The organism is Christiangramia sediminis (genome assembly GCF_020552705.1).
In the GTDB taxonomy this organism is placed as follows: Bacteria; Bacteroidota; Bacteroidia; order Flavobacteriales; family Flavobacteriaceae; genus Christiangramia; species Christiangramia sediminis.
Genome location: NZ_JAJBZG010000002.1, coordinates 1 through 24,453 on the forward strand (window position 1 = coordinate 1; position 24,453 = coordinate 24,453).

The following is a 24,453-nucleotide window of genomic DNA, read 5'->3' on the forward strand; positions in this document are numbered from 1 at the left end:
GCTTTTCCTTGCTATTGCTTACTCCCAGTACTCTCAGTGAACTTACGCCTTGCTCTCAAAGCGGCTGCAAATATACACCAACTCCTTTCTTTCTACCAAATAATAATCGAGGTTTTTTAAGGGAAAATTAAGATTACTCCTCAATACACTGATGGTCAGAAGCTAAAAAAGGAATTATCTGCTTCTTTTTTTCGAACCACTCCCAGTATTCCACTTATCACTTAGATCCAGATATTCAAAATCAAGTGCACTGGCCTGTCTTTCTAATATATTATCCCGAAAAGATCGCTGTAAAATATCTTCAATTAAGAAATCTTCCTGATTTGACTCTGGATGATATTCTTCTTTTAAGGAGATGTCAAACATACTGGCGGTGGTATTATACCAAAAAGCTCTCCATCCACTTTTCAGCTCTTTTACAAGTTCGAAGGTTGTAATCCCGGTTTGTCTATGGATAAGCTTAACCAATATTTGACCTTCGGTCCTGGTCAACTTCTTTAATTCTGCAGAAAATTCATCTTCAATATAATCCTGTATAATCTTAGTATACTTCTTTCTATCCCGTTTAGACTTAATATCATCTAACCTGGAATTTAATGCCACCAACCTTTCAGAAGCCAGTTTCGCATAAGGATATACTTTTCTGGTTTTTCTCCTTAATATAAGGTAACGTTTTCTATCTGCATTACTGTCAAACTTAAGTTTACGAAGCAATACAACTTCTTCCAGATCTATGGCTTCACGGGGAATAGAATCCCCGGCAATGATCATATAATGCTTTTCAATACTATCATTTTCAATAGTATCCTTCGGCTCTGATCTATTATCCTGTGAGAATCCACTAAATCCAAATAGCAATATTATTATGTAAAGATTTTTAATCACTTTATATTTAATTTCAAACTTTTCATAAATGAATTTCACCAAAATCATTCCAAAATTAATCAATAGCAAGTTGTTACCAATCTAAAACTTTTTAAATTCGTGAAAATTTAATTGAACTATGAAGAAAAGCGAAGTACTCGACAAAAAGTCATTAAAGTTTTTAGAAACCTATCTCAATAATGCTGCCCCCACAGGCTATGAATCTGAGGGTCAAAAATTATGGATGGAATACTTAAAGCCTTATGTAGATGAATTTATAACAGACACTTATGGTACTGCCGTTGGTGTGATAAACCCAGACGCTAAATATAAGGTGGTTATTGAGGGACATGCTGATGAAATTTCATGGTACGTAAATTATATTAGTGATGAAGGTTTGATCTACGTGGTTAGAAATGGTGGGAGTGACCATCAAATCGCGGCTTCAAAAAGAGTAAATATCCACACTAAAAAGGGAATTGTAAAAGGTGTTTTTGGCTGGCCTGCAATTCATACGAGGGATAAGGAAAAAGAACAATCTCCAAAAATGGACAATATCTGTATAGATGTTGGATGTAATAATAAAAAGGATGTTGAGAAACTTGGAGTACATGTGGGATGTGTAATCACTTATCCAGACGAATTCTTTGTATTGAATGGTGATAAATTTGTTTGCCGTGCTTTAGATAACCGAATTGGTGGTTTTATGATCGCCCAGGTTGCCAGGCTACTGAAAGAAAACAAGAAGGAATTACCTTTCGGGCTGTATGTTACAAATTCAGTTCAGGAAGAAATTGGGTTAAGAGGAGCTGAAATGATCACGCATCGAATTCAGCCAAATGTTGCCATTGTTACCGATGTTACCCATGACACCACCACTCCCATGATCGAGAAAAAGACCAATGGTTTAAATAAGATTGGTGACGGACCAGTAATTTCCTATGCACCTGCCGTTCAGAATAAGCTAAGAGAACTTATTATAGATACGGCTGAAAATAAAAAGATCCCATTCCAAAGACATGCATCTTCAAGATTTACCGGAACAGATACTGATGCCTTTGCCTACAGTAACGGCGGCGTTCCTTCTGCCCTGATATCCTTACCACTAAGATACATGCACACAACGGTGGAAATGGTTCACCGCGATGATGTTGAAAATGTGATCAATCTTATCTACGAATCTCTCCTTAATATTAAGGAAGGTGATAGCTTTAGTTATTTCGAATAGATAAAACGAAATATAATATATTCTTAAACTCCCTGAAAACAGGGAGTTTTTTATTTCTATTGGCTGAAGTTTCACAATATTTTATATATCACCGATAGGATTTCGACTTATATTTAAATAAAAAAATATGACCCTGTCGCCTGATGATGTCGAAACGCTAATTAGTGATTCTCATAAAGCCGTAAAACTTGCCAACCTGAGATACGTTTCTGAAAACCATTTATCTATTGAAAGAAAAAAAATAGGCCGTGGATTTGCTTATTATAAGAAAGATGAGAAAATTTCAGATCCAGAAACTATGAAACGGATCAAAAAATTAGTAATTCCACCAGCATGGAAAAACGTACGGATCACGCACTTTCCAAACGGACATCTTCAAGTAGTGGGCAGAGATGAGAAAAACCGCAAACAGTATATGTATCACCCTACCTGGTCTGAAATAAGAAATCAAACAAAATTTTTTAAAATGACCTCCTTCGGAAAAATACTTCCGAAGATCAGGAAACAGGTAGATGCAGACCTTAGTCTGGAAGGTATGCCGAAAAGGAAAGTTCTGGCGCTGGTAATACGTTTGATGGAGGAAACTCATATTAGAGTTGGAAATCACTACTACGCAAAAACCAATAAAACTTATGGTCTTTCAACCTTCCGTACCCGACATGTAAAAACTTTTAAGGATGGATTAAAATTTGAATTTATCGGCAAAAAAGGGAAAGAGCATTCTATTACTGTGGAAGACCGAAGGCTGATAGACCTTATAAATCAATGTGAAGAGATACCAGGCTGGGAACTTTTCAAATTTTATAATGAAGATGGAGAAAAGCAAAGCGTAAATAGTGAAATGATCAACGAATATATTCATGAGCTGAGCGGAGATATGTTCTCTGCAAAGGATTTCAGAACCTGGTCTGCTACCAAAATATTTTTTGAAACTCTTCTAGAGAAGGGTTATACAGAAGATGAGAAAGCTAATAAGAAAAATATCCTTGAAGGTTTCGATACAGCGGCGGAAGGTTTAGGAAATACAAGGGCGGTTTGCAGAAGTTACTATGTACACCCAAAAATTATAGAAACTTACGAGAACGGAGAAATTGTTCCTTATTTCAAAAAAGTTAAGAATGATAAGGCTCCCGCATACACCCAGCTTTCGGAAACTGAAAAAGCAATTCATAAACTCATTAAGGATTATAAAATAGAAGTTTGATAAACAGGCAAGAATTACCTACTTATCAAACTTCCAGATAAACTATATATTGATTACTTATTGCGTGTAGAATTTAAGAAAATCAATCACATCTTTTTCAGATTTGATCTTGTGATTATTTAAGTATTCACTAGATCTCGTATCTTTAAAAATCGCACCGACACTTCGCTTATTGATTTTCATTTCCTTTAGAGAGCCCTTATTTTTCTGAACGAAATATATTTTTTCAAAAGACAATTTTCCAGGTTTATCATTTTCGTAACCAGTTTCTCCAATTCTAGGATATTTATAATCTATTTTATATTGAGAGATAAATCTTAAATTCTTATCGGCAAATAATTCAGTAAAATAACCTTCCAGAATTTCATTTTTTTCTGTCTTCAAAGAACCATAAAAGAACTTCTCCTCGCCGATTAGATATTCTATATTTTTCAGCTTAGGAAGTACAACGGGATTATCTTCACCTTCAACATCAATTTCAATAATATCACGCAGAAAGTGGTATCGCAAATTTGCTGATTGATATCTGTTTTTATCAGTATCAATAATTTTTCCAGCAGTAAAAGCAGTCTTTAAATATGGAGATCCCTCAATACTATTTAGAGATAATACTTCTGTAGAAGTTATTGTCTTTGGCATTCTATATTCAGTAAAAACGATCATGTCACTATTCGCCGTTTGACCAAACGCTATGGATCCACTAAAAAAAAGGATTAGGAATATATATTTCATAGTAACCGTAGTTAAAGTTATTTACTGAGCGTAGAATTGAAGCATCGCTACAACATCTGATTCATTCTTAATCTTATTATTCTTGAAATAAGGCTCCATTTTATCTTTATCTGAAAAATATTTCTCAAAATTACTTTTAGCTAACCTAACCTCTTCAACGTTCTCCTTTTTTTGCACGTAATAATCATAGTCTAGGAATAGTTTGAGATTATCATCATGAATACTGAATCTTTCTTCCTTTCCTGTCAAAATTGGCTTGGCAACAAATACCAAATCATCTTTAGAAAAATATTCTATGAAATACCCATTTATTACATCTCCCTTAGTAGTTTCTATCTCATTAAAAACTATTGAATGATCCTCAAAATGATATTCTAAATTATCCACTTTTGGTAATACCTGAATTTTAGAATCTTTAGTCAATTTTATTTCAACCAGATCTTCTAAAGCGTTATAGCGCAAAAAAGCTAATTGAAACTCATTAGTTTCTGTATTAATGATCTTTCCTTCTACAAAATCATCATTAAGATAGATGCTGCCTAGAATATACTTTGAATTCTGGTTATTTTCATAATCAATGTATTTGGTATAATCAATTAAAAGATCCGAACCAGTAACTCCCTGTTCCTGCGATGTACTTTCCAACCCAAAAGCTACTACAAACAATACTAAAATAAATTTTTTCATGATATTTTTATGCTTAACAGTTAATAATCCCAATATAACTATTTTAATGCTTTTTAATTTTATTGTCTGACTAAAAATGTTACAAATCATAAAGATTTAAGAAAAATTAAGAAAATGAATCTCTAAATAGGAGATGCTAAGCTTCCATATTTATCCAAATTCAGATAAATTTGGAGTATGACGAATTCAATTGCATCCAGAATTGCAGATTTCTTAAGCGACTTCCCTCCTTTCTCATTATTGGAGAAATCACAACTAGAATTAATTGCTACCGAAATAAAGGTCATGTATTTTGAACAAGGCCAGACCATTTTTTCCAGAGATGAAAGCGTACATGATTACTTTTATATTGTACAAAAAGGTGCAGTAGATTTACAGAAGATAGATAATAACCAGGAGCCAGAAACGATAGATAAATGTGATGAAGGTGATGTTTTTGGCTTGCGTCCACTTTTTGCCAAAGAAAATTACCAGATCAATGCGATCACTGATGAGGAAAGTGTGATCTATGCTATTCCTCTTAATATTTTTAAACCTTACGCCATAAGCAACCCCCATGTTGGAAATTTCCTTATGGAAAGTTTCGCTTCAAATACCAGGAATCCCTATTCTAATGAACATCGTGGCAAACTAATTTCAGATGAAGAAGATATTAGTTTAAAAAAAGAAGCGCTTTTTGAATTACAGCCAATCCCGATAATTAAGAAAATGGTTACAGTTTCTCCTGAAACCAGTATTCAGAAATCGGCAATATTAATGAGTAACAAAAAAGTAGGCTCTGTAATTGTTGTGGAAGATGAAAAACCTGTGGGAATTGTAACCGACGTAGATTTTCGCGAATTGGTTGCGACCGGGAAACTTCCAATCCAGCATCCTATTAGTGAGGTTATGAAAACGCCGGTGATCTGTTATTCTAAAAATCTTACTATTGCGCAGGCGCAATTAACTATGATGAAGCATAATATTAATCATATATGCATCACCAAAGACGGCACTCCTAACACCCAGGTGAAGGGCATAGTTTCTGAACACGATATTATTCTTTCGCAGGGTAATAATCCTGCCGTATTAATGAAAGCGATCAATAGAGCCGGTAGTACTAAAAAGCTTAAGCGGATTAGAAATAAAGTAATGATTTTGCTGAATGGATATATTCGAAGTAATATTCCTCTTACTCATATTTCAAATATTATTTTTGAATTAAACGATGCCACGATTAAACGCACTATTGAGAGGTGTATTGAGAAAATGGACACTCCCCTTCCGGCTAAATTTGCCTGGATGTCCCTGGGAAGTCAGGGAAGAAAGGAACAGCTTCTCAATACAGATCAGGACAACGCGTTGGTTTTTGAAGATGTTCCTGAAGAAAAACTTGAAGAAACCAGGGCATATTTTTTAAAGCTTGCCACCAAAGTGACGAAGAGACTTAATATTATTGGTTATGAATTTTGTCCTGCAGAAATGATGGCTCGAAATCCAAAATATTGCCTTTCCCTTTCAGAATGGAAAGATCAGTTTTCTGAATGGGTTACTACTTCAGGAAACGACGAGATACTCTTATGCCAGATATTTTTCGATTTCGATATTTCTTATGGGGAAGTAAAGCTTACCAACTCAATATCTGATCATATCTTTGATATTTTGAAAGGAAATCGAAACTTCCTGAATAAATTAGCTGCACAAGCACTACGGAACCCATCACCATTAGGTTTCTTCAGACAGTTTCTGGTTGAACAGGATGGAGAGAAAAAAGATCTTTTCGATATAAAAAAGAGAGGGATCATGCCATTAACCGATGCTGCACGCCTTCTTATTCTTGAACACAGAGTGAAAAATATTAGCAATACTTCTGAAAGATTTGAGAAACTGGCCCAGCTGGAACCCAATAATAAGGAGATTTATCAGGCTTGTGCTTATTCTTCAAGAGCGCTAATTAAATTCAGAACTAAACAGGGATTGAGACATAAGGATAACGGAAGATTTATTAACCTCGAAGATTTAGGCAAAGAAGATAAGATCAAACTAAAACGTTGTTTTAAAAGCATAAAAGAAATTCAGGAGTTAATTAAGATCCGTTTTGAAACCACCTATTATTTATGATCATGAAATGGTTTAAAAAAAATAGAGTTGATGAAGAGTTACCTTATTTCTGGCAGAATTATGCGAAAAGTTTTGAAGAAAAAATACCAGAAAAAATTTCAGACATTAGGTTTACGGTTTTTGATACTGAAACCACAGGTTTTGATTATGAAGAGGATAGAATTTTAAGTATAGGCGCTGTAAGGGTTGAACATCAAAGTATCGAGATAAGTGACAATTTTGAAGTGTTTTTGAAACAAATAAAATTCAATCCAGAAACCGTAAAGATCCATGGGATCATTCAAAATGAAAAATTTGAAAAAATTTCTGAACTGGAAGCTCTAAAAAGATTTTTAAGCTATATCCAGAATTCAGTGCTTGTTGCGCATCATGCTGGATTCGATATTAAAATGCTCAATAAGGCCTTAAAAAGAAATTCGCTTCCGAAGTTAAAAAATAAAGTCCTGGACACCTCCATACTTTACAAAAAGACCCGTATAGTTACCAACTTAATAGACCGAGATAAAGTTTATACTCTAGACGAGATTGCAGAAGCCTATAATATTGAGCTTACCGACAGGCATACAGCATCTGGGGATGCCTATATTACTGCATTAATATTCATGAAATTACTCGGTAAGATTGTAAAATCGGAAAAGTCGACCCTCCGCCACCTACAAAAGAGCCATTAAAAAAAGCCTTCAAAATTGAAAGCTTTTTTTAATTTATATAATAGATCGAATATTAAGAATTATTATTTTCATAAAACTCAAGCATTTTTACAATATCCATTTCAGATTTAATTTTGTGTTCATCAAAATATTCTTCCATCCTGTCTGAAGTAAAAATATCTTCAAAATCCTTCTCTTTCAATCTAACTTCTTTATAAAAATTATCTTTAGTAGAAATATAATATTGCATTTCCACCCCCAGGTTTGCCGGCTTATCTTTTTCATAACCAGTTTTAGCAGTAACGGCTGGAGTAACTTTAGGTACAGGTCTGGCAATAAATTTTACTTTATCTCCATCATGAAATCTAGCGAAATAAGCTTCGATATTCCCGTTATCAGTATTTATATTATCTATAAAGTATGTATAATCGCCCATTTGATATTCTATATGAGTGAGTTTAGGAAGAAATCTTGACTCCTCATTTTTCTGTAATTTGATTTCCACCACGTCTTCTACTGCATTATATCTTAGCAATGCAGGCTGAGAATTTTCTTTATTCATATCATAAATGATACCTCTGCGAAAATCATCCTCAACATATGGAGAGCCAGTATATCTATCTGGAGTTTTAGATTTTGTATAAATCTGCATTCCTGTATTTGCGCTCATATTATCAGAAATTTGAGCATTGGAGAGGGATGCAATTAAACTGAATACTAGAAAAGTAATAAGATTTTTCATGAATTAGATTTAAAGTTTATACTAATTAAACAAATATTATACCGAAATCCTAGTTATTATTAATTCCTTCAATAATTTCATCAACCACCTCTGGATTAAGTAAAGTTGAAGTATCTCCAAGATCTGAAATATCATGGGAAGCGATCTTCCTCAAAATTCTTCGCATGATCTTACCGCTCCTGGTTTTTGGAAGTCCTTCTACAAACTGAATTTTATCCGGTTTCGCTATGGGCCCGATCTTATCAGCGATCTGCTGATTGATCTCTTTTCTAAGATTATCCTGATTCCTGGATTCACCAGACTCTTTCAGAATTACAAAACCGTATAAGGCGTTGCCCTTAACTTCATGCGGAAATCCAACCACAGCAGATTCCGCCACCGCCGGATGTTCATTGATGGCATCCTCTATTGGTGCAGTACCCAGGTTATGACCAGAAACGATTATAACATCATCTACTCTACCGGTTATTCTGTAATAACCTGTTTCGTCTCTTAAAGCTCCATCACCGGTAAAGTATTTGTCTTTATAAGCTGAAAAATAAGTGTCGCGGTAACGATCATGATTTCCGTAAATAGTTCTGGCCATAGAAGGCCACGGAAATTTTATACATAACCTCCCATCTACCTGATTTCCTGTGATCTCCTTCCCTACTTCATCCATAAGCACAGGCTGAATTCCCGGAAAGGGTAATGTGGCAAAAGTTGGTTTGGTCGGGGTTGCGAAAGGTATTGGAGAGATCATTATTCCTCCGGTTTCTGTTTGCCACCAGGTATCCACTATCGGACTCTTATTTTTACCAATATGATTATCGTACCAGTGCCAGGCCTCTTCATTAATTGGTTCTCCAACCGTTCCCAGGACTTTGAGCGAAGAGAGATCGTATTTATCTACAAAATCAAGATTCTTTTTTGCTAAAGCTCGAATAGCTGTCGGTGCCGTATAAAATTGATTTACTTTATGCTTTTCAACTATCTCCCAGAATCTACCGAAATCAGGATAGGAAGGAACTCCTTCAAACATTAGCGTTGTTGCCCCATTTAACAGCGGACCGTAAACTATATAAGAATGTCCCGTAATCCAACCAATATCGGCAGTACACCAGTAAACATCATCATTTTGATAATTGAATATATTTTTAAAAGTATATGCGGTATAAACCATATAACCTGCGGTGGTATGCAGCATCCCTTTCGGTTTGCCAGTAGATCCTGAAGTATATAGAATGAATAAAGGATCTTCCGCATCCATAATTTCAGGTTTGCAGTTGTCTGCAGCCTTTTCCATCAAAGGTTCCAGCCATTTATCCCGGCCTTCTTTCATATTAATATCGGCTCCGGTTCTTTTTGCGACCAGTACGGTTTCTACATCTGGACAATCTTCTAAAGCTTTATCTACAATTCCTTTAAGATCAATTTTTTTATCTCCACGGAAAGAACCATCTGAGGTAATCATCATCTTACAATCTGCATCTAACGTTCTTGTTGCTAAGGCTGAAGCTGAAAAACCTGCGAATACCACAGAATGAATAGCTCCAATCCTCGCACAGGCGAGTACAGCATAAGCCAGTTCAGGGATCATGGGCAGGTAGATACATACCTTATCCCCTTTTTGAATACCATTATCTTTTAAAACATTGGCGAACTGATTTACTTTTTTATGAAGCTCACTATAACTTAAATGCAAAGCCTCCTCTTTTGGATCATTTGGTTCCCAGATAATAGCAGTTTTATCGCCCTGGGCAAGAAGATGGCGATCTATACAATTCTCGGTGATATTAAGTTTAGCATTCTCAAACCATTTTACTTCTGGTTTTGAAAAATCCCAACTAAGTACATTATCCCACTTTTTTCTCCAAACGAAATGTTCTTCGGCAACTTCCTGCCAGAATTTTTCAGGTTCTCTAACAGACTTTCTATATACCTGAAAATATTCTTCCAGATTCTTTATATGATAATTACTCATGCTTTAGTGGGTTTAAATTAAAAAGACAAAACCGGCTAAACCGGTTCTGTCTTTAAAATTATTAAATCGAAAGGAATCAAAAAAGAGATAATGAGTTAAAAGAGATAAATTATCCTAATTTGATAAAATAGCCCTTGCTTTTCTTCCGAAAAACCAGATTAACGGGACTTTAAATAAGATTCTACATTATGCCGAATTCGGGTTTCAATATTTGAAACATCAGCCTTTTCAAATTTTTCACCGGTGATATTCTCGTAAAGCTCAATATATCTTTCAGAAACAGACTTGATGTATTCGTCACTCATTTCTGGAACAGATTGTCCTTCCAAACCTTGAAAGCCATTAGAAATTAACCATTGGCGAACAAATTCTTTGGAAAGTTGCTTCTGAGATTCTCCTTTTTCCTGACGTTCCTCATATCCTTTCTTATAGAAATATCGCGAAGAATCAGGAGTATGGATCTCATCTATTAATACGATCTCACCATCTGCAGTTTTTCCAAATTCATATTTGGTATCTACTAATATTAAATCTTGTTTAGCGGCGATTTCAGTTCCACGCTGAAACAACTTCCTGGTATAATCTTCAAGTTTTGTATAATCTTCTTCAGATACAATTCCTCTTTTTATGATGTTTTCACGCGAAATATCTTCATCGTGATCCCCATGTTCTGCCTTAGTGGCCGGAGTAATAATTGGTTCCGGGAATTTATCGTTCTCCTTTAAATCTTCAGGCATTGCTACTCCGCATAGTTCCTTTTTTCCGGCCTTATATTCCCTGGCTGCATGCCCAGACATATAACCACGAATCACCATTTCAACTTTAAACGGCTCGCATTTTTTACCAATTGCTACATTGGGATCTGGGGTTGCCTCCAGCCAGTTTGGTACAATATCACTGGTCTTTTCCATCATTTTTGTGGCGATCTGGTTAAGGATCTGACCCTTATAAGGAATTCCTTTAGGCATCACCACATCAAAAGCCGAAAGCCTGTCTGATGCGATCATCACCAAAAGATCATTTTCTAAAAAATACACGTCCCTTACCTTTCCTTTATAAACCGATTGCTGTCCGGGAAAACTGAAATTTGTTGTTGTTATCGTATTACTCATAAAGAGCTTAAACTTTTATAATTAATCGTTGTGTTCAATTGTTTTGTAGGCGGCAATGATCTTCTTCACCAATCTATGTCGAATTACATCCTTATCGTCCAGGTAAACCATACCAACTCCCTTTACATCTTTTAATACGAGTAGCGCTTCTTTTAATCCTGAAATTGTTCTTCTGGGAAGATCAATCTGTCCCGGGTCCCCGGTGATCATAAATTTAGCACTCTTACCCATACGGGTTAGAAACATCTTCATTTGCGCATGAGTTGTGTTTTGAGCTTCGTCTAAAATCACAAAGGCATGATCCAGGGTACGTCCACGCATAAAAGCCAAAGGTGCAATCTGTATAACTCCTTTTTCAATGAAAACTTCTAATTTTTCATGCGGAATCATATCCCGCAAAGCATCATACAAAGGTTGCATATAGGGATCCAGTTTTTCCTTAAGATCTCCCGGAAGAAATCCAAGATTCTCCCCTGCTTCTACTGCCGGCCTGGTAAGAATAATTCTTTTAACCTGCTTTTCTTTTAAAGCTTTTACCGCAAGAGCCACTCCAGTATAGGTTTTACCAGTTCCCGCAGGCCCTATAGCAAATACCAGATCGTTCTTTTTGGAAAGTTCTACCAGTTTACGCTGGTTGGCGGTCTGGGCTTTGATCACTTTTCCACTTATACCATGCACTATGGTTTCACCGCTCTCTTTTGAACTTTCATAATCTTCTTCACTATCACTGGTCAAAACCCTTTCAATAGTGTTTTCGTCAAGTTTATTATATTTTCCAAAATGATCCATCAACATCGAAAATCGCTTATCGAATTCTTCCAGCATTTCTTCATCCCCAAAGACACGTATTTTACTACCCCTGGCGACGATCTTTAATTTTGGAAAATATTTTTTTAAAAGTTCAATGTGTTCATTCTGCTGCCCGAAAAATTCTCTAGGGCTAATTTCTGAGAGTTCAATAAGAAGTTCGTTCAAAAGCTGTGGTTTTTAAGATGAAGCATTGTAGATTTTTCAGGTCATTTTTATTTGTCCTTCGCATTTCAATATCCTAATTTTGAAATCGAATTAATGGTATTTTTTAGCTTTTAGCCTAAGCGAATACCTAAAAATAAAATTATATTCGCCTTCTATACAAACTTAAGGAAAATTACCTGTCTCAGATTAAAAATTATTAACAATCGCCTATGGCAATCATTACTTTAACGACCGATTTCGGAGAGAAAGATTATTTCGCTGGTGCGGTTAAAGGAGCTATCTATAGCGAATTAAGTGATGTAAGAATTGTTGATATTTCACATTCTGTTTCTCCATTCCATATAAGTGAGGCTGCTTATATTATTAAGAATGCCTATAAAAGTTTTCCGAAGGGAAGTATTCATATTATTGGGATTGATTCTGAATTAACCCCGGAAAATAAACATCTGGCAGTAAAACTGGATGAACATTACTTTATATGTGCCAATAATGGTATCCTCTCTCTATTGGCTTCAGAAATTAGACCAGAAAAGATCGTAGAGATCAATATTCATGATAAAATCCAAACTAACTTCCCGGTTCTGGATGTCTTTGTAAAAGTTGCCTGCCATATTTCACGTGGAGGAACCCTGGAAGTCATAGGTAAAAGCGTTAGCGAAATAAAACATTTAAAGCAGTTTGAACCGCTAATAAATTCTGAAAAAGACCAGATCCTGGGGCATGTGATCTATGTTGATAATTACGGAAATGTGATCACCAATATCACCCGAAAATTATTTGAAACCGTGGGCAAGGGTAGGGATTTTAAGATAAGTGCCCGAAATGTGAATTTTAATGTGATCTACGAAACCTATAGCCACGCCATTAATTTTGATGTGGAAAAAGAAAAGCGAAAAGAAGAAGATGGCAAGAAACTGGCGGTATTTAATTCAGCCGGTTATATAGAACTGGCCATGTATAAAAGTAATCCAAGTACAGTGGGAAGTGCGGCAAGTTTGTTCGGACTCGAATACCTGGATACCATAACAATAAATTTTGAATAAATGTTTGTACGTATAGTGAAAATGGGATTTCAGCCCGAAAAGATCGATGAGTTCCTGGCAAATTTTGAAGAAAATAAAACTAAGATCAGAGGTTTTGAAGGTTGCCAGTTTTTAGAACTCTATAGAGGTAAAGACAATACAAACCAATTTTTCACGTATTCTTACTGGAAAGATGAAGAAGCCCTGGAAAACTACAGACATTCTGAACTTTTTAAAAGCGTCTGGGCCAATACGAAAGTCCTGTTCAATGAAAAACCGGAAGCCTGGAGTGTGGATAAGTTAGTAAGTCTTGAGTAGTGAGTAATGAGAATTGTCACAATGAGCACAGTCGAAATGTGAAAGTTTTAATAGGAAATAATTATAATTGAAAAGAGATTTCTCCCTGCGGAAATGACAAAAAACAGAAAACACATAACTGATAATTGATAACTGAAAAGTATGCTGGCGATACTAAATAAAGAAATACAATCCTTTTTCTCTTCCCTAACGGGATACCTGGTGATTGGTCTTTTCCTTATAGCCTGCGGCTTCTTTCTTTTTGTTTTCACAGGAGGTTATAATATTCTGGATAGTGGTTTTGCCGATCTTAAACCTTTCTTCAATCTCGCTCCGTGGATCTTTTTATTTCTGATCCCGGCAATTAGCATGAAAAGTTTTGCTGATGAAAATCGAATGGGAACTATGGAGCTCCTGCTCACAAAACCCATCGGGCTATGGAAGCTGATCACCGGAAAATATTTAGGTGTTTTAATTTTAGTTATCCTGGCAATTATTCCAACCTTGCTATATGTTTTAACCATTAGTCAGTTGGGTAGACCAGTAGGAAATTTTGATGTTGGCGCCACCCTGGGCTCTTATATAGGACTTCTATTTTTAGGTGGTTGTTATGCCGCGATTGGCATTTTCGCTTCCAGTATTTCATCTAATCAGATAGTATCTTTTTTACTGGGAGTTTTCCTATGTTTCGTTTGTTACTATGCTTTTGAAGGCTTAAGCCAGACAAACATCTTTGGAAACTCCAGTTATATTCTTGAATCCTTCGGGATTAGCTTTCATTATAAAAGTATAAGCCGTGGTGTGGTAGATACCCGCGACCTTATCTATTTTCTAAGTTTAATATTTCTGTTTTTAAAACTGACTCAGATCAGACTTTCAGGAACAAAGAACCGGAGATAATGAAGAAACCAACTAAGATAAAATCCCTACTTATTTTACTGGTTATTCTTGTAGCCGCGAATTTTATGGCTTCAGAATTTTACCTGAGGTATGACCTTACCCAGGATCAGCGATACAGTCTCTCCCAGGCTGCCAAGGAAATTGTTACCGATGTTGAGCAACCGATTATTATTGATGTTTTTCTTGAAGGCAGTTTTCCCTCTAAATTCAGAAGATTACAGAATGAAACCAGGCAAATGCTGGAAGAATTTTCGGCTTATAACCGAAATATAAAATTCAATTTTGTTGATCCTTTAGCAGAAGGTGGGGATGCCAATGCCATTGCCGAGGAATTCTATAAAATGGGAATGACTCCGGCAAGATTGAATGTTCAGGAAAATGGGAAGAACAGCGAAAGTATCATTTTTCCCTGGGCGATTGCCAATTACGGTGATAAAACGGTGAAAATTCCTTTACTGAAAAACCAGATCGGTGCTACCGATGAAGAACGGGTAAATGCTTCGGTACAACAACTGGAATATTCTTTGGCCGACGGTTTGAGCAAGCTTATCTATCCGCGAAAAAAGAAGATTGCAGTAATGCGCGGTAACGGCGAACTTCCCGATGGCAAAATTGCAGATTTTATTAAAACTATTCAGGAGTACTATTTTATGGCTCCTTTTACCCTGGATTCCGCAGCCATTAATCCACAAAAAACACTGGCAGATCTAAAGGAATATGATCTTATTTTAGAACCAAAACCAACCCAGGCTTATTCTGAAAATGAAAAATACATTCTGGATCAATATTTAATGCAGGGTGGAAAAATATTATGGATGGCTGAAGTTACCAATATGGAAAATGACAGCCTTTTCAACGAACGCGGAACTGCTATCGCCCTGCCCAGAAACCTCAATCTTGGTGATTACTTTTTCTCTTATGGGCTTCGTATTAATCCGGAAATTGTAAATGACCTCTACTCTGCTCCTATTATTCTGGCCAGCGGAGAAGGAGAAAATACAAGGTTTAATCCTTATCCATGGTTCTATAGCCCGTTAACGAGTTCTCCAAATGAACACCCGATCATCAACAATATTGAGGCGGTAAAATTTGAATATGCGAACCCTATAGATACCCTGGCAAATGATATTCAAAAGACTATTCTTTTAAGCAGTTCTCCTAAAACTAAACTTGAAGGAGTTCCGGCACAGATAAGCCTTAATATGGTAGGAGAAAAACCGGATATCAGCACCTATAATGCCGGGGAGCAATCATTGGCGGTACTTTTGGAGGGTAAGTTTAAATCTGTATATAAGAACAGAGTAAAGCCTTTTGAAATCTCAGACCATGTAAACAAGGGAGAGGATTCAAAAATGCTGGTGATCTCTGATGGAGATGTTATAAAAAACGATATTCAGGGAGGAAAGGCTATGGAACTGGGTTTTCAGCGTTATACAGGTAACACCTACGGAAATAAAGAATTTCTTCTCAATGCCGTGAATTATCTTCTGGATGATACCGGCCTTATAGATATACGTTCCAAAGAGATCAATCTGGCCTTCCTGGATAAGGAGAAAACTGCGGAACAAAGGGCTCAATGGCAATTGATCAATCTTGCCGGCCCGATCATTCTATTACTGATTTTCGGAATTACTTTCAGATTCTACAGAAAGCAGAAATATGTAAAGTAAAGCCTTCGTAGAAACTACAGAAGCTTTGCACTGGCACATATTAACAATTACAAATCAGTTTGATTTTACAAACACTTATTTTACAGAGTTTTGCGTCATTTTAACAATCAAAGTCTGTTAATAAAAACTCGGTGAACACCCCCTGATTTTTGACTTATTAAAATATATTTGTAATTGATTCAAATTAATCAATAAAAGCCGATGAAATTTATTGTATCCAGCAATTACCTGCTGAAACAGCTACAAATACTTGGAGGGGTAATTAACAATAGTAACACATTACCAATATTAGACAATTTCCTTTTCGATCTTAATAACGACGAACTAACGGTTTCAGCATCAGACCTTGAAACCACTATGTCTGCTAAACTTAAGGTAGAGTCAGATTCTGAAGGGAAAATTGCAGTTCCTGCAAAATTACTTTTAGATACGTTAAAGACTTTTCCGGAGCAGCCCCTAACCTTTGTAGTTGAAGATAACAATACCATAGAATTAAGTTCAAACCACGGTAAATATGCCCTGGCGTATGCTGATGGTGAAGAATTCCCAAATCCGGTTGAGCTTGAAGATCCTAGCAGTACTGTGGTTGAGGCAGATATTCTTGCTTCTGCTATTTCAAAGACGATTTTCGCTTCAGGAAATGACGATCTTAGACCGGTAATGAGCGGTGTTTTCTTTCAATTCAAAGAAGAAGGTTTAACCTTCGTTGCTACAGACGCGCATAAGCTAGTAAAATATTCCAGAGATGATATTAAGGCAAACCAGGCAGCTGAATTTATCATGCCTAAAAAACCTTTAAACCTTTTGAAAGGAATCCTTGCCGGAAGTGAATCTGAAGTGTTGATAGAATACAACGACTCTAACGCTAAGTTTACTTTTGACGAAACTCAGTTGATCTGTAGATTGATCGACGGGAAATACCCGAATTACGAGGCGGTAATCCCTAAGGAAAATCCAAATAAACTTACGATTGAAAGAAACCAGTTCTTAAGTTCTGTAAGAAGGGTTTCTATTTTCTCAAATAAAACCACGCACCAGGTAAGGTTGAAGATCGCTGGAGCCGAGCTTAATATTTCTGCAGAAGATGTAGATTATAGCAATAAGGCCGAAGAGCGTTTAACCTGTTCTTACCAGGGAGACGATATGCAAATTGGTTTCAACTCAAGATTTCTTATTGAAATGTTAGGTAATCTTACCGCAGACGAAGTAATGCTGGAAATGAGCTTACCAAATAGAGCGGGTATCCTTACTCCGGTTGACGGACTGGATCCTGGAGAGAAGATCACCATGCTGGTAATGCCGGTAATGCTTAACAATTAAGCCCTCCCCGGCCCTCCCATAAGGAGGGAGCAAAAAGAAAATTGGGCATCCAATATAAAAAAAGCCCGTTCATTTATTTGAACGGGCTTTTTCGTATTAACTGAAAAAAACTAATTACTAAAATTATTTTAAGAATTCTATGCTTAACGGATAGTATGGCATTTCGCCATTACTAACCTTTAAGGCATTCATTATAGGTAATATCAAGGCGATCAATCCTATAACGATCAACCCTAGAAATCCTAGTCCGAATAAAAAAATCAGGGGAATACAGATAATGGAATAAATGAAAAGACTTATTTGAAAATTAAGAATCATTTTTCCATGCATATCCATTCCTGCTACTTTATCTTTTTGCGTTAGCCATAGGATCAGCGGAACTATAAATCCGCCTATTCCCGTCACCAGGTCTAGTAACTGACTTAAATGCGTCATGACTAACATTTGGTTGTCTTCTCTCATTTTTAAATTTTTGATGGTTAATGATGGTCTCTATTTAAAAGACGAAGAAAACAGAGGTTTGTTACAGAATAGAGCTCCGCAAGGATTTCTTTTATAAATTTGCCACATGAAATTGAATGATACCATTGTTGCCCTTGCTACCCCTTCTGGTGCCGGTGCGATTGCCATAATTAGAGTTTCAGGCCCGGATGCACTTAACATTGTTGCTCCGCTTTTCAAGGCCAAAAGCAAAAAAGACCTTTTTAAGCAACCTACGCATACGCTTCATTTGGGAAATGTGATGGATGGAGAAAGGACTATTGATGAAGTGCTGGCTTCTGTTTTTCGTGCACCAAAATCCTATACTGGTGAAGAAACGGTAGAATTATCCTGTCACGGCAGCCCGTATATTCAACAGGAGATCATTCAATTATTGATCAGAAAAGGTTGCCGTTCTGCCGAAGCAGGAGAATTTACACTTCGCGCTTTCCTGAATGCCAAAATGGACCTAAGTCAGGCCGAAGCCGTGGCCGATCTTATTAATTCTGAAAATGCCGCTTCACACCAAATGGCCATGCAGCAGATGCGTGGTGGGTTCTCTAATGAAATTCAGAAACTACGGGAAGAATTACTGAATTTCGCTTCGCTTATAGAACTGGAGCTGGACTTTGCCGAAGAAGATGTAGAATTTGCTAACAGAGATCAATTCAAAGACTTGATTTCAAAAATACAAACCGTTCTAAAAAGACTTATCGATTCTTTTGCTACGGGTAATGTATTGAAAAATGGAATTCCTGTGGCCATTGTTGGGGAACCAAATGTTGGTAAGTCTACTTTGCTAAATGCCTTATTGAATGAGGAACGTGCTATCGTTTCTGAAATTGCCGGAACCACCAGGGATACAATTGAAGATGAAATGAGTATTGGCGGAGTTGGATTCAGGTTTATTGATACAGCAGGAATTAGGGAAACCAAAGATGTGGTGGAAAGTATCGGTATCAAAAAAACTTTTGAAAAGATAAGTCAGGCGCAGGTGGTGGTTTACCTGGTAGACAGTTCGCAAATTGCGGTTAACAGGGAAAGGCTTCAGGAAGTTCGTATTGAGATTGAAAAAATCAAGAACAAATTTCCCCAAAAACCTTTATTGATCATCGCCAATAAGACCGACCGACTTGCCGAAGAAGAGATAATAAATCTAAAAACAAAACTGGAGGATATTTCCAGTCATGCTGAACGGGCACAATTTTTATTATTATCGGCCAAAACGAATTTAGGAGTAGAAGAATTAAAAGAAAGACTTCTGGAATTTGTGAATACCGGCGCATTGCGTAATAGTGATACCATTGTCACCAACTCAAGGCATTATGCCGCTCTTTTAAAGGCTTTAGAGGAAATCAATAAGGTAGAAGACGGCTTAAATGCGGAACTATCTGGAGATTTACTGGCTATCGATATTCGGCAGGCACTACAGCATTTTGGTGAGATCACCGGAGAGATCACTAATGATGATCTCCTCGGAAATATTTTCGCGAATTTTTGTATTGGGAAATAAACAGAAGAATATCTTTCTTTAATTCCAGAGATCTAAAGGTTATTTACGACTGCTAGACCACACTTTTAAAAATTTCTATGCTTACTTACGATACCAAAATTCATGTAGATTATAAGGTAACTACAGATTTTTTTAATAGAGGACTCTTAAAAAACCAAAGAAACCTGAGCACCCTTACCCTGAATATTATCGATCTGAATTTTTCCCCCATGTAGCGTCATTATCTGCCGGGAAAGACTTAAACCTATTCCACTACCATTCTTCTTAGTAGTAAAGAATGGAACAAAGATCTGGTCCTTTATTTCCTGTGGGATTCCGGAGCCATTATCAAGCACAGCAATCATGATCTTATCATTCGTTTTTTTAACCGCCTTAACGAGAACTTCTGGCTGAGCCACCTTCTCACTGGCTTCAATTGCATTCAGAATTAAATTAATAAGGACTTGTTCCAGCAAATAAGAATCAGCTTCCACCTCCAGCTTAGGATCTTCCAGCTCGAATTTTAAACCCGTTTTGTTTCTCATGAGCTGCTCAATATCACTAAAGAGATCTTTTAGAAGAATATGCTCTTTATTGAGACTGGTAACTTTATTGAGGCTTCTATAAGTCTTGGCAAACTTCATGAGGCCGTCGCTTCTTTTTTCAATACTGCTTAAACCGGCATCCAAATCTTCAAGGTCTATTTCTGAAAGTGGATCTTTTATATTGTTTCTTACGGCATCTTTAAGCGTATTTGCCAGGGATGAAATTGGAGCAATGGAATTCATGATTTCGTGGGTCATGACACTAAGCAATTTTTTCCATGCTTCAGATTCCGTTTTATTTACCGTATCATCAATATTGTGAGTAACAATAAGCTTACAGGCATGATCCTCAACTCTAAAAATACTATGTGACGTAAGAACTTTTAAGTTTTCATTTCTAATTTTCAAGTCGACGGCTACCGCCTCTAAATAATTCTTCTCAAAGATCTTCTCATAAATTTCAGGCGTTCGGGATTCAACGAATTTAATATTCTTGAATTGAGGAAAATCCATCATATTCTGAAATGCTTCATTCACCCATAAGGTTTTCCCGGTTTCAATATCATAAGCCAGGATTCCAACGTTAATCAATTCAAGAATCTTCTGAAGATAGAGATATTGCATCTCTTTTTCAGATTTCATCACACGCACTGTTTGATTTACCGTATTAAAACCTGAATAAAGCCGACTAATATCTTCCGACTTATTTTCTGCAAGATAATTTCTTGAAAAATCGCGGTATTTCACAGCTTCAAAAAAATCATCAATAACCTCAAAACGTTTGCTGAAAAAACGAAAGAAGAAATAAATAGAAAGCAAAAAAAACAGGGCACTAATTGTCGCTGCAATCCAGTATTGTTTCAGGATACAGTAGGATAATCCCAGCGATATGACCGCCAGTAGAAAGGCGCGCAGTAATATGGATATGTGATAGCTTTTAAAGATCATATTTATCCAGCCTTCTATAAAGAGCTGCCCTGGTGATCCCTAATTCCTTTGCCGACTTTGAGATATTTCCCCTGTTTTTATCGATTACTTTTAAGATGGTATTCTTTTCAACCGTTTCCAGCCGTAGATCATCTATTTCCTGTTTGCCGGAAGCAGACTCGATTGCTGAAAAAGAAAGATCTTCATCTTCCAGTACTGAATTTTCAGACATGATCACTGCTCTTTCAACTACATATTGAAGTTCACGAACATTTCCCGGGAAAGAATGCTTTTTCAGCTTGTCCAAAAAGCTTTTCTCTACCTTAAAAGCTGCTTTCGAATATTTATCTGAATAAAAATCCAGAAAAAAACGGGTGAGTAGCGTAATATCTGTTCCTCTCGCCCGTAATGGTGGAATAATAATATCTACCGTATTGATGCGATAGATAAGATCCTTTCTGAATTTATTTTCATCTGATAACTCAGAAATTTTAAGGTTAGTGGCACAGATGAGCCGTATATCTACTTCTACCGAATCATTGGAACCAAGTGGAGTGATCTTTCTATTCTGAAGAACCGTTAATAACCGAGCCTGTTGCCGCAGACTAATATTCCCGATTTCATCCAGAAAAAGAGTTCCTCCGTTTGCGGCTTCAAAACGTCCTTTTCGATCCTCGCGAGCATCTGTAAAAGCTCCTTTTTTGTAACCAAAAAGTTCACTTTCGAACAAAGAAGAGGTGAGCGCTCCCACATCTACTTTAACAAAGGGCTTATTCCTACGTGTTGAGTTTTCGTGAATCGCCCTTGCAACCAGATCTTTCCCTGTTCCATTCTCACCAAGTATCAAAATATTGGCATCTGTTGGAGCGACCTTTTCTATTTTAGAAAATACCTGCTTAATTTCTTCACTTTCACCAATGATTTTCGTTTCTCCAGTATTTATGGCAGAACGACTTCCAGGTTTTTTTCTTTTTTTGACGATTTTGGTGAGAGACTCGATGAGCTTATCATTCTTCCAGGGCTTAATAATAAAGTCTGAAGCGCCTTCTTTCAACGATCGTATGGCAAGCTCAATATCGCCGTAAGCTGTAATGAGAATAACATCGGTTTCCGGAGAAAGTTCTTTAATTCGGTTTAACCAAAAGATTCCCTCGTTACCGGTATTCACAAGTCCGTTGAAATTCATATCCAAAATGATTACATCGAACTTTTTCTCTGAAATTTTAGCTGGTAAATTACTCGGATTTTTTTCAGCAGTAATCTCAGCGACATGAGATTTCAATAGAAGTCTCATCGCTATAAGTACATCTGGATCATCATCAATAACGAGAATCTTAGAATCCTTTAACTGCATAAGTGCAATATTACAATTTATTCAAAGCTTCCAACATTTTGACTTCATGAAAAAAACATCACTTTAAAATTGTCTTAAAACCGAACAGGAAGTGTCACGCTACCGAACACTTCTTATTTTAAATAAAACACTAATTAATTGATAATAAGTACTTTAAAATCTTGGCATTAATTTGACTATAGACAGTTTGAAATTAATCATTTATGGACATACCATTAGAAAAGAAAAGGTTTACTACAAAGAAAATTGCCATCATTCTTGGAGTTGCAATGTTAGCAATTCTTATTTTATTCGTGATATTTTCCTCTACTGGAAATTCTAAACTGAACGTAGAAAATGAACGTATAACCATCAGTACTGTTCAAGCCGGGAATTTTCAGGAAAATATTCCTGTGAATGGAGTGGTTCTCCCAATTAAAACAATTTATCTGGATGCTATTGAAGGCGGTCGGGTTGAAGAACGGTTTGTTGAAGACGGTGCGATGATGAAAAAAGGGGAACCTATTATTCGGTTATCTAATACCGATTTGGAATTAAGTCTGGTAAATCAGGAAACTCAAGTTTATAATCTTCTAACTCAAATACAGCGAACACAAAATGCTTCAAGGCAGAATACCATTAATAGGTTAAATCAATTAACCGATGTGAAAAATAGTCTGAAAGAAGCCAAAAGAAAGTATGAGTTGAATTCTAAACTTTATGAAAAAGGCGCTATAGGAAGACAGGATTTTGAAGAATCTGAGAATAATTACGATTATCAAAAAGAAAGACTGGAACTAACACAACGGGTTTTAGATCAGGATTCGGTATCCTCGAAGCAGGAAACAAATCAGGCACATGAATCTTATCAACGTACCAGGAAAGCACTGGAATTAATGCGAAGAAAAGTTGGTGATCTTGTGGTAAAGGCTCCGGTTGACGGACAGTTGACTGCGCTAGATGCAGAAATTGGTCAGTCAAAATCCAAAGGGGAGCGTTTGGGACAAATCGATGTGATTAGCTCTTACAAAGTTCAGGCGGAAATTGACGAACACTATATTTCCAGGATCTTCAATGGGCAAATTGGTTCTTTCGCTTTCAACGGAAAAGAGTATCAGCTGGAAATCAAAAAAGTCTATACTCAGGTATCTAACGGAAGGTTTAGAGTAGATATGCACTTTTTAGATGGTGTTCCAGAAAATATTAGACGTGGTCAAAGTCTTCAGATCAAACTGGCATTAAGCCAGGAGAAAGAAGCAATTTTGGTATCCAAAGGAGGTTTCTTTCAGCAAACAGGAGGAAACTGGATTTTTAAAGTTTCCGAAGATGGAGAATCAGCATATAAATCATCTATAAAACTGGGAAGTCAGAATACCGAATTTTATGAAGTGCTAGAGGGGCTTGAGCCAGGAGAGAAAGTGATCACTTCGAGTTATTCCAATTTTGGAGATATTGACGAACTTGTCATCAACAAATAATCAATCAGGAAACGGACAAATACTATTGAAAATGATAAAAATAACCAATCTAGAAAAATATTATAAAACGGAAGAGGTACAAACAATCGCCTTGAATAAACTTTCTTTTGAAGTAAAAGAAGGAGAATTCGCCGCTATCATGGGGCCTTCTGGATGCGGTAAATCTACGCTTCTTAATATTTTAGGTATGCTGGACGATCCTGATGGCGGTAGCTACCTTTTTAATGGGATTGAAGTTGCTGGCTATAATGAACGTCAGAGAGCCAAGCTTAGAAAGCACAATATCGGCTTCGTTTTCCAAAGCTTTAACCTCATCGACGAACTCAGTGTTTTTGAAAACGTGGAACTTCCATTGATCTACACCGGTGTAAAACCTGCCGAACGTAAAGAGAAAGTGCATGAAGTACTGGAAAAAATGCAGATTATGCATAGAAGAAAACATTTTCCTCAACAATTATCTGGAGGTCAACAACAACGTGTGGCTGTGGCCAGGGCTGTGGTAAATAATCCAAAGATGATTCTCGCGGATGAGCCAACTGGAAATCTAGATAGTAGCAACGGTAACGAAGTAATGGATCTATTAACTGAGTTAAACGAAGCAGGAACCACCATCATCATGGTAACGCATAGCGAACACGACGCCAAATTCAGTCATCGAATCATCAGGATGCTGGACGGGCAAAAAGTGACAGAAAATGTTTTAGTCTAAGGGGATCATTCATCAATCAAAAA

At 36.6% G+C, this 24,453-nt stretch carries 22 protein-coding genes; 12 read left to right on the forward strand and 10 right to left on the reverse strand.

The annotated features are described in order from the left end of the window. Positions 1-174: 174 nt before the first annotated feature. The gene (locus LGQ90_RS04465) at positions 175-882 is read right to left on the reverse strand and encodes a DUF4294 domain-containing protein (RefSeq protein ID WP_423738446.1); all 708 of its coding nucleotides are present in this window, start codon (positions 880-882) and stop codon (positions 175-177) included. Between the two features lie 121 nt (positions 883-1,003). On the opposite strand from LGQ90_RS04465, the gene LGQ90_RS04470 reads away from it, so the two are divergent. Together LGQ90_RS04470 and LGQ90_RS04475 are read left to right on the forward strand one after the other, a co-directional pair. After that, positions 1,004-2,092 carry a M42 family metallopeptidase gene (locus LGQ90_RS04470; RefSeq protein WP_229338559.1) on the forward strand — a complete coding sequence of 363 codons (1,089 nt, stop codon included), beginning with the start codon at positions 1,004-1,006 and terminating at the stop codon, positions 2,090-2,092. Positions 2,093-2,219: 127 nt separating this feature from the next. Next, entirely contained in the window at positions 2,220-3,296 is a 1,077-nt protein-coding gene (locus LGQ90_RS04475; RefSeq protein ID WP_229338562.1) for a DNA topoisomerase IB, read from the forward strand. A 57-nt stretch (positions 3,297-3,353) separates the two neighbouring features. Here the strand turns inward: LGQ90_RS04475 and LGQ90_RS04480 are convergent, their stop codons facing one another. Together LGQ90_RS04480 and LGQ90_RS04485 are read right to left on the reverse strand one after the other, a co-directional pair. Then, positions 3,354-4,028 (reverse strand): hypothetical protein, encoded by a 675-nt coding sequence (locus tag LGQ90_RS04480; RefSeq protein ID WP_229338565.1) that lies wholly within the window; start codon positions 4,026-4,028, stop codon positions 3,354-3,356. 21 nt (positions 4,029-4,049) lie between these two features. Next, positions 4,050-4,715 (reverse strand): hypothetical protein, encoded by a 666-nt coding sequence (locus LGQ90_RS04485; protein ID WP_229338569.1) that lies wholly within the window; start codon positions 4,713-4,715, stop codon positions 4,050-4,052. A gap of 177 nt (positions 4,716-4,892) precedes the next feature. Here LGQ90_RS04485 and LGQ90_RS04490 point away from each other — a divergent pair, with 177 nt between their 5' ends. Further along, positions 4,893-6,815 (forward strand): DUF294 nucleotidyltransferase-like domain-containing protein, encoded by a 1,923-nt coding sequence (locus LGQ90_RS04490; RefSeq protein WP_229338574.1) that lies wholly within the window; start codon positions 4,893-4,895, stop codon positions 6,813-6,815. Between the two features lie 2 nt (positions 6,816-6,817). Further along, on the forward strand, positions 6,818-7,486 hold the full coding sequence (locus tag LGQ90_RS04495) for a 3'-5' exonuclease (RefSeq protein WP_341481952.1): 669 nt from the start codon (positions 6,818-6,820) through the stop codon (positions 7,484-7,486). 52 nt (positions 7,487-7,538) lie between these two features. On the opposite strand, the gene LGQ90_RS04500 is transcribed toward LGQ90_RS04495, so the two are convergent. The 4 genes from LGQ90_RS04500 to LGQ90_RS04515 form a co-directional block, all read right to left on the reverse strand. Then, complete coding sequence (locus LGQ90_RS04500) at positions 7,539-8,207, reverse strand: hypothetical protein (protein WP_229338579.1); 669 nt, start codon at positions 8,205-8,207, stop codon at positions 7,539-7,541. A 49-nt stretch (positions 8,208-8,256) separates the two neighbouring features. Continuing rightward, entirely contained in the window at positions 8,257-10,170 is a 1,914-nt protein-coding gene (acs, locus tag LGQ90_RS04505; protein WP_229338582.1) for an acetate--CoA ligase, read from the reverse strand. Between the two features lie 158 nt (positions 10,171-10,328). Further along, positions 10,329-11,282, reverse strand: coding sequence for a phosphoribosylaminoimidazolesuccinocarboxamide synthase (locus LGQ90_RS04510; protein WP_229338584.1), 954 nt, complete (start codon positions 11,280-11,282; stop codon positions 10,329-10,331). 21 nt (positions 11,283-11,303) lie between these two features. Continuing rightward, entirely contained in the window at positions 11,304-12,257 is a 954-nt protein-coding gene (locus LGQ90_RS04515; protein WP_229338586.1) for a PhoH family protein, read from the reverse strand. Positions 12,258-12,466: 209 nt separating this feature from the next. On the opposite strand from LGQ90_RS04515, the gene LGQ90_RS04520 reads away from it, so the two are divergent. The 5 genes from LGQ90_RS04520 (at position 12,467) to dnaN (ending at position 17,466) form a co-directional block, all read left to right on the forward strand. Beyond that, a complete protein-coding gene (locus tag LGQ90_RS04520) occupies positions 12,467-13,300 on the forward strand; it encodes an SAM hydrolase/SAM-dependent halogenase family protein (protein WP_229338589.1) in 834 nt (277 codons plus the stop codon). Next, positions 13,301-13,597 (forward strand): putative quinol monooxygenase, encoded by a 297-nt coding sequence (locus LGQ90_RS04525; protein ID WP_229338591.1) that lies wholly within the window; start codon positions 13,301-13,303, stop codon positions 13,595-13,597. A gap of 141 nt (positions 13,598-13,738) precedes the next feature. After that, on the forward strand, positions 13,739-14,476 hold the full coding sequence (gldF, locus tag LGQ90_RS04530; RefSeq protein ID WP_229338594.1) for a gliding motility-associated ABC transporter permease subunit GldF: 738 nt from the start codon (positions 13,739-13,741) through the stop codon (positions 14,474-14,476). After that, entirely contained in the window at positions 14,476-16,146 is a 1,671-nt protein-coding gene (gene gldG / locus LGQ90_RS04535) for a gliding motility-associated ABC transporter substrate-binding protein GldG (RefSeq protein ID WP_229338597.1), read from the forward strand. The genes gldF and gldG overlap by 1 nt, the downstream gene beginning before the upstream one ends. A gap of 201 nt (positions 16,147-16,347) precedes the next feature. Further along, complete coding sequence (gene dnaN, locus LGQ90_RS04540; RefSeq protein ID WP_229338601.1) at positions 16,348-17,466, forward strand: DNA polymerase III subunit beta; 1,119 nt, start codon at positions 16,348-16,350, stop codon at positions 17,464-17,466. A 123-nt stretch (positions 17,467-17,589) separates the two neighbouring features. On the opposite strand, the gene LGQ90_RS04545 is transcribed toward dnaN, so the two are convergent. Next, positions 17,590-17,928, reverse strand: a complete 339-nt coding sequence (locus LGQ90_RS04545; RefSeq protein ID WP_229338604.1) for a DUF4870 domain-containing protein — start codon at positions 17,926-17,928, stop codon at positions 17,590-17,592. Between the two features lie 106 nt (positions 17,929-18,034). Here LGQ90_RS04545 and mnmE point away from each other — a divergent pair, with 106 nt between their 5' ends. Continuing rightward, positions 18,035-19,459 carry a tRNA uridine-5-carboxymethylaminomethyl(34) synthesis GTPase MnmE gene (gene mnmE / locus LGQ90_RS04550; protein ID WP_229338606.1) on the forward strand — a complete coding sequence of 475 codons (1,425 nt, stop codon included), beginning with the start codon at positions 18,035-18,037 and terminating at the stop codon, positions 19,457-19,459. A 146-nt stretch (positions 19,460-19,605) separates the two neighbouring features. Here mnmE and LGQ90_RS04555 read toward each other — a convergent pair whose 3' ends face one another. Further along, complete coding sequence (locus LGQ90_RS04555) at positions 19,606-20,931, reverse strand: sensor histidine kinase (protein ID WP_229338609.1); 1,326 nt, start codon at positions 20,929-20,931, stop codon at positions 19,606-19,608. Beyond that, on the reverse strand, positions 20,921-22,264 hold the full coding sequence (locus LGQ90_RS04560) for a sigma-54-dependent transcriptional regulator (RefSeq protein ID WP_229338612.1): 1,344 nt from the start codon (positions 22,262-22,264) through the stop codon (positions 20,921-20,923). Before LGQ90_RS04560 ends, LGQ90_RS04555 begins: the two co-directional genes overlap by 11 nt. A 203-nt stretch (positions 22,265-22,467) precedes the next feature. Here LGQ90_RS04560 and LGQ90_RS04565 point away from each other — a divergent pair, with 203 nt between their 5' ends. Both LGQ90_RS04565 and LGQ90_RS04570 read left to right on the forward strand, forming a co-directional pair. Then, positions 22,468-23,721, forward strand: a complete 1,254-nt coding sequence (locus LGQ90_RS04565) for an efflux RND transporter periplasmic adaptor subunit (RefSeq protein WP_229338616.1) — start codon at positions 22,468-22,470, stop codon at positions 23,719-23,721. A gap of 31 nt (positions 23,722-23,752) precedes the next feature. Then, positions 23,753-24,430: an ABC transporter ATP-binding protein gene (locus tag LGQ90_RS04570; RefSeq protein WP_229338618.1), complete on the forward strand. Its 678-nt coding sequence runs from the start codon at positions 23,753-23,755 to the stop codon at positions 24,428-24,430. Positions 24,431-24,453: the final 23 nt, after the last annotated feature.

What these genes read in the sequence shown, in the direction of transcription:
- LGQ90_RS04470 (WP_229338559.1), top strand. Translation starts at nt 1,004, where the DNA reads ATGAAGAAAAGCGAAGTACTCGACAAAAAGTCATTAAAGTTTTTAGAA.
- LGQ90_RS04475 (WP_229338562.1), top strand. Translation starts at nt 2,220, where the DNA reads ATGACCCTGTCGCCTGATGATGTCGAAACGCTAATTAGTGATTCTCAT.
- LGQ90_RS04495 (WP_341481952.1), top strand. Translation starts at nt 6,818, where the DNA reads ATGAAATGGTTTAAAAAAAATAGAGTTGATGAAGAGTTACCTTATTTC.
- acs (WP_229338582.1), bottom strand. Translation starts at nt 10,170, where the DNA reads ATGAGTAATTATCATATAAAGAATCTGGAAGAATATTTTCAGGTATAT.
- LGQ90_RS04555 (WP_229338609.1), bottom strand. Translation starts at nt 20,931, where the DNA reads ATGATCTTTAAAAGCTATCACATATCCATATTACTGCGCGCCTTTCTA.
- gldF (WP_229338594.1), top strand. Translation starts at nt 13,739, where the DNA reads ATGCTGGCGATACTAAATAAAGAAATACAATCCTTTTTCTCTTCCCTA.
- LGQ90_RS04510 (WP_229338584.1), bottom strand. Translation starts at nt 11,282, where the DNA reads ATGAGTAATACGATAACAACAACAAATTTCAGTTTTCCCGGACAGCAA.
- dnaN (WP_229338601.1), top strand. Translation starts at nt 16,348, where the DNA reads ATGAAATTTATTGTATCCAGCAATTACCTGCTGAAACAGCTACAAATA.
- LGQ90_RS04480 (WP_229338565.1), bottom strand. Translation starts at nt 4,028, where the DNA reads ATGAAATATATATTCCTAATCCTTTTTTTTAGTGGATCCATAGCGTTT.
- LGQ90_RS04485 (WP_229338569.1), bottom strand. Translation starts at nt 4,715, where the DNA reads ATGAAAAAATTTATTTTAGTATTGTTTGTAGTAGCTTTTGGGTTGGAA.
- LGQ90_RS04570 (WP_229338618.1), top strand. Translation starts at nt 23,753, where the DNA reads ATGATAAAAATAACCAATCTAGAAAAATATTATAAAACGGAAGAGGTA.
- LGQ90_RS04545 (WP_229338604.1), bottom strand. Translation starts at nt 17,928, where the DNA reads ATGAGAGAAGACAACCAAATGTTAGTCATGACGCATTTAAGTCAGTTA.
- LGQ90_RS04560 (WP_229338612.1), bottom strand. Translation starts at nt 22,264, where the DNA reads ATGCAGTTAAAGGATTCTAAGATTCTCGTTATTGATGATGATCCAGAT.
- mnmE (WP_229338606.1), top strand. Translation starts at nt 18,035, where the DNA reads ATGAAATTGAATGATACCATTGTTGCCCTTGCTACCCCTTCTGGTGCC.
- LGQ90_RS04525 (WP_229338591.1), top strand. Translation starts at nt 13,301, where the DNA reads ATGTTTGTACGTATAGTGAAAATGGGATTTCAGCCCGAAAAGATCGAT.
- LGQ90_RS04490 (WP_229338574.1), top strand. Translation starts at nt 4,893, where the DNA reads ATGACGAATTCAATTGCATCCAGAATTGCAGATTTCTTAAGCGACTTC.
- gldG (WP_229338597.1), top strand. Translation starts at nt 14,476, where the DNA reads ATGAAGAAACCAACTAAGATAAAATCCCTACTTATTTTACTGGTTATT.
- LGQ90_RS04565 (WP_229338616.1), top strand. Translation starts at nt 22,468, where the DNA reads ATGGACATACCATTAGAAAAGAAAAGGTTTACTACAAAGAAAATTGCC.
- LGQ90_RS04520 (WP_229338589.1), top strand. Translation starts at nt 12,467, where the DNA reads ATGGCAATCATTACTTTAACGACCGATTTCGGAGAGAAAGATTATTTC.
- LGQ90_RS04500 (WP_229338579.1), bottom strand. Translation starts at nt 8,207, where the DNA reads ATGAAAAATCTTATTACTTTTCTAGTATTCAGTTTAATTGCATCCCTC.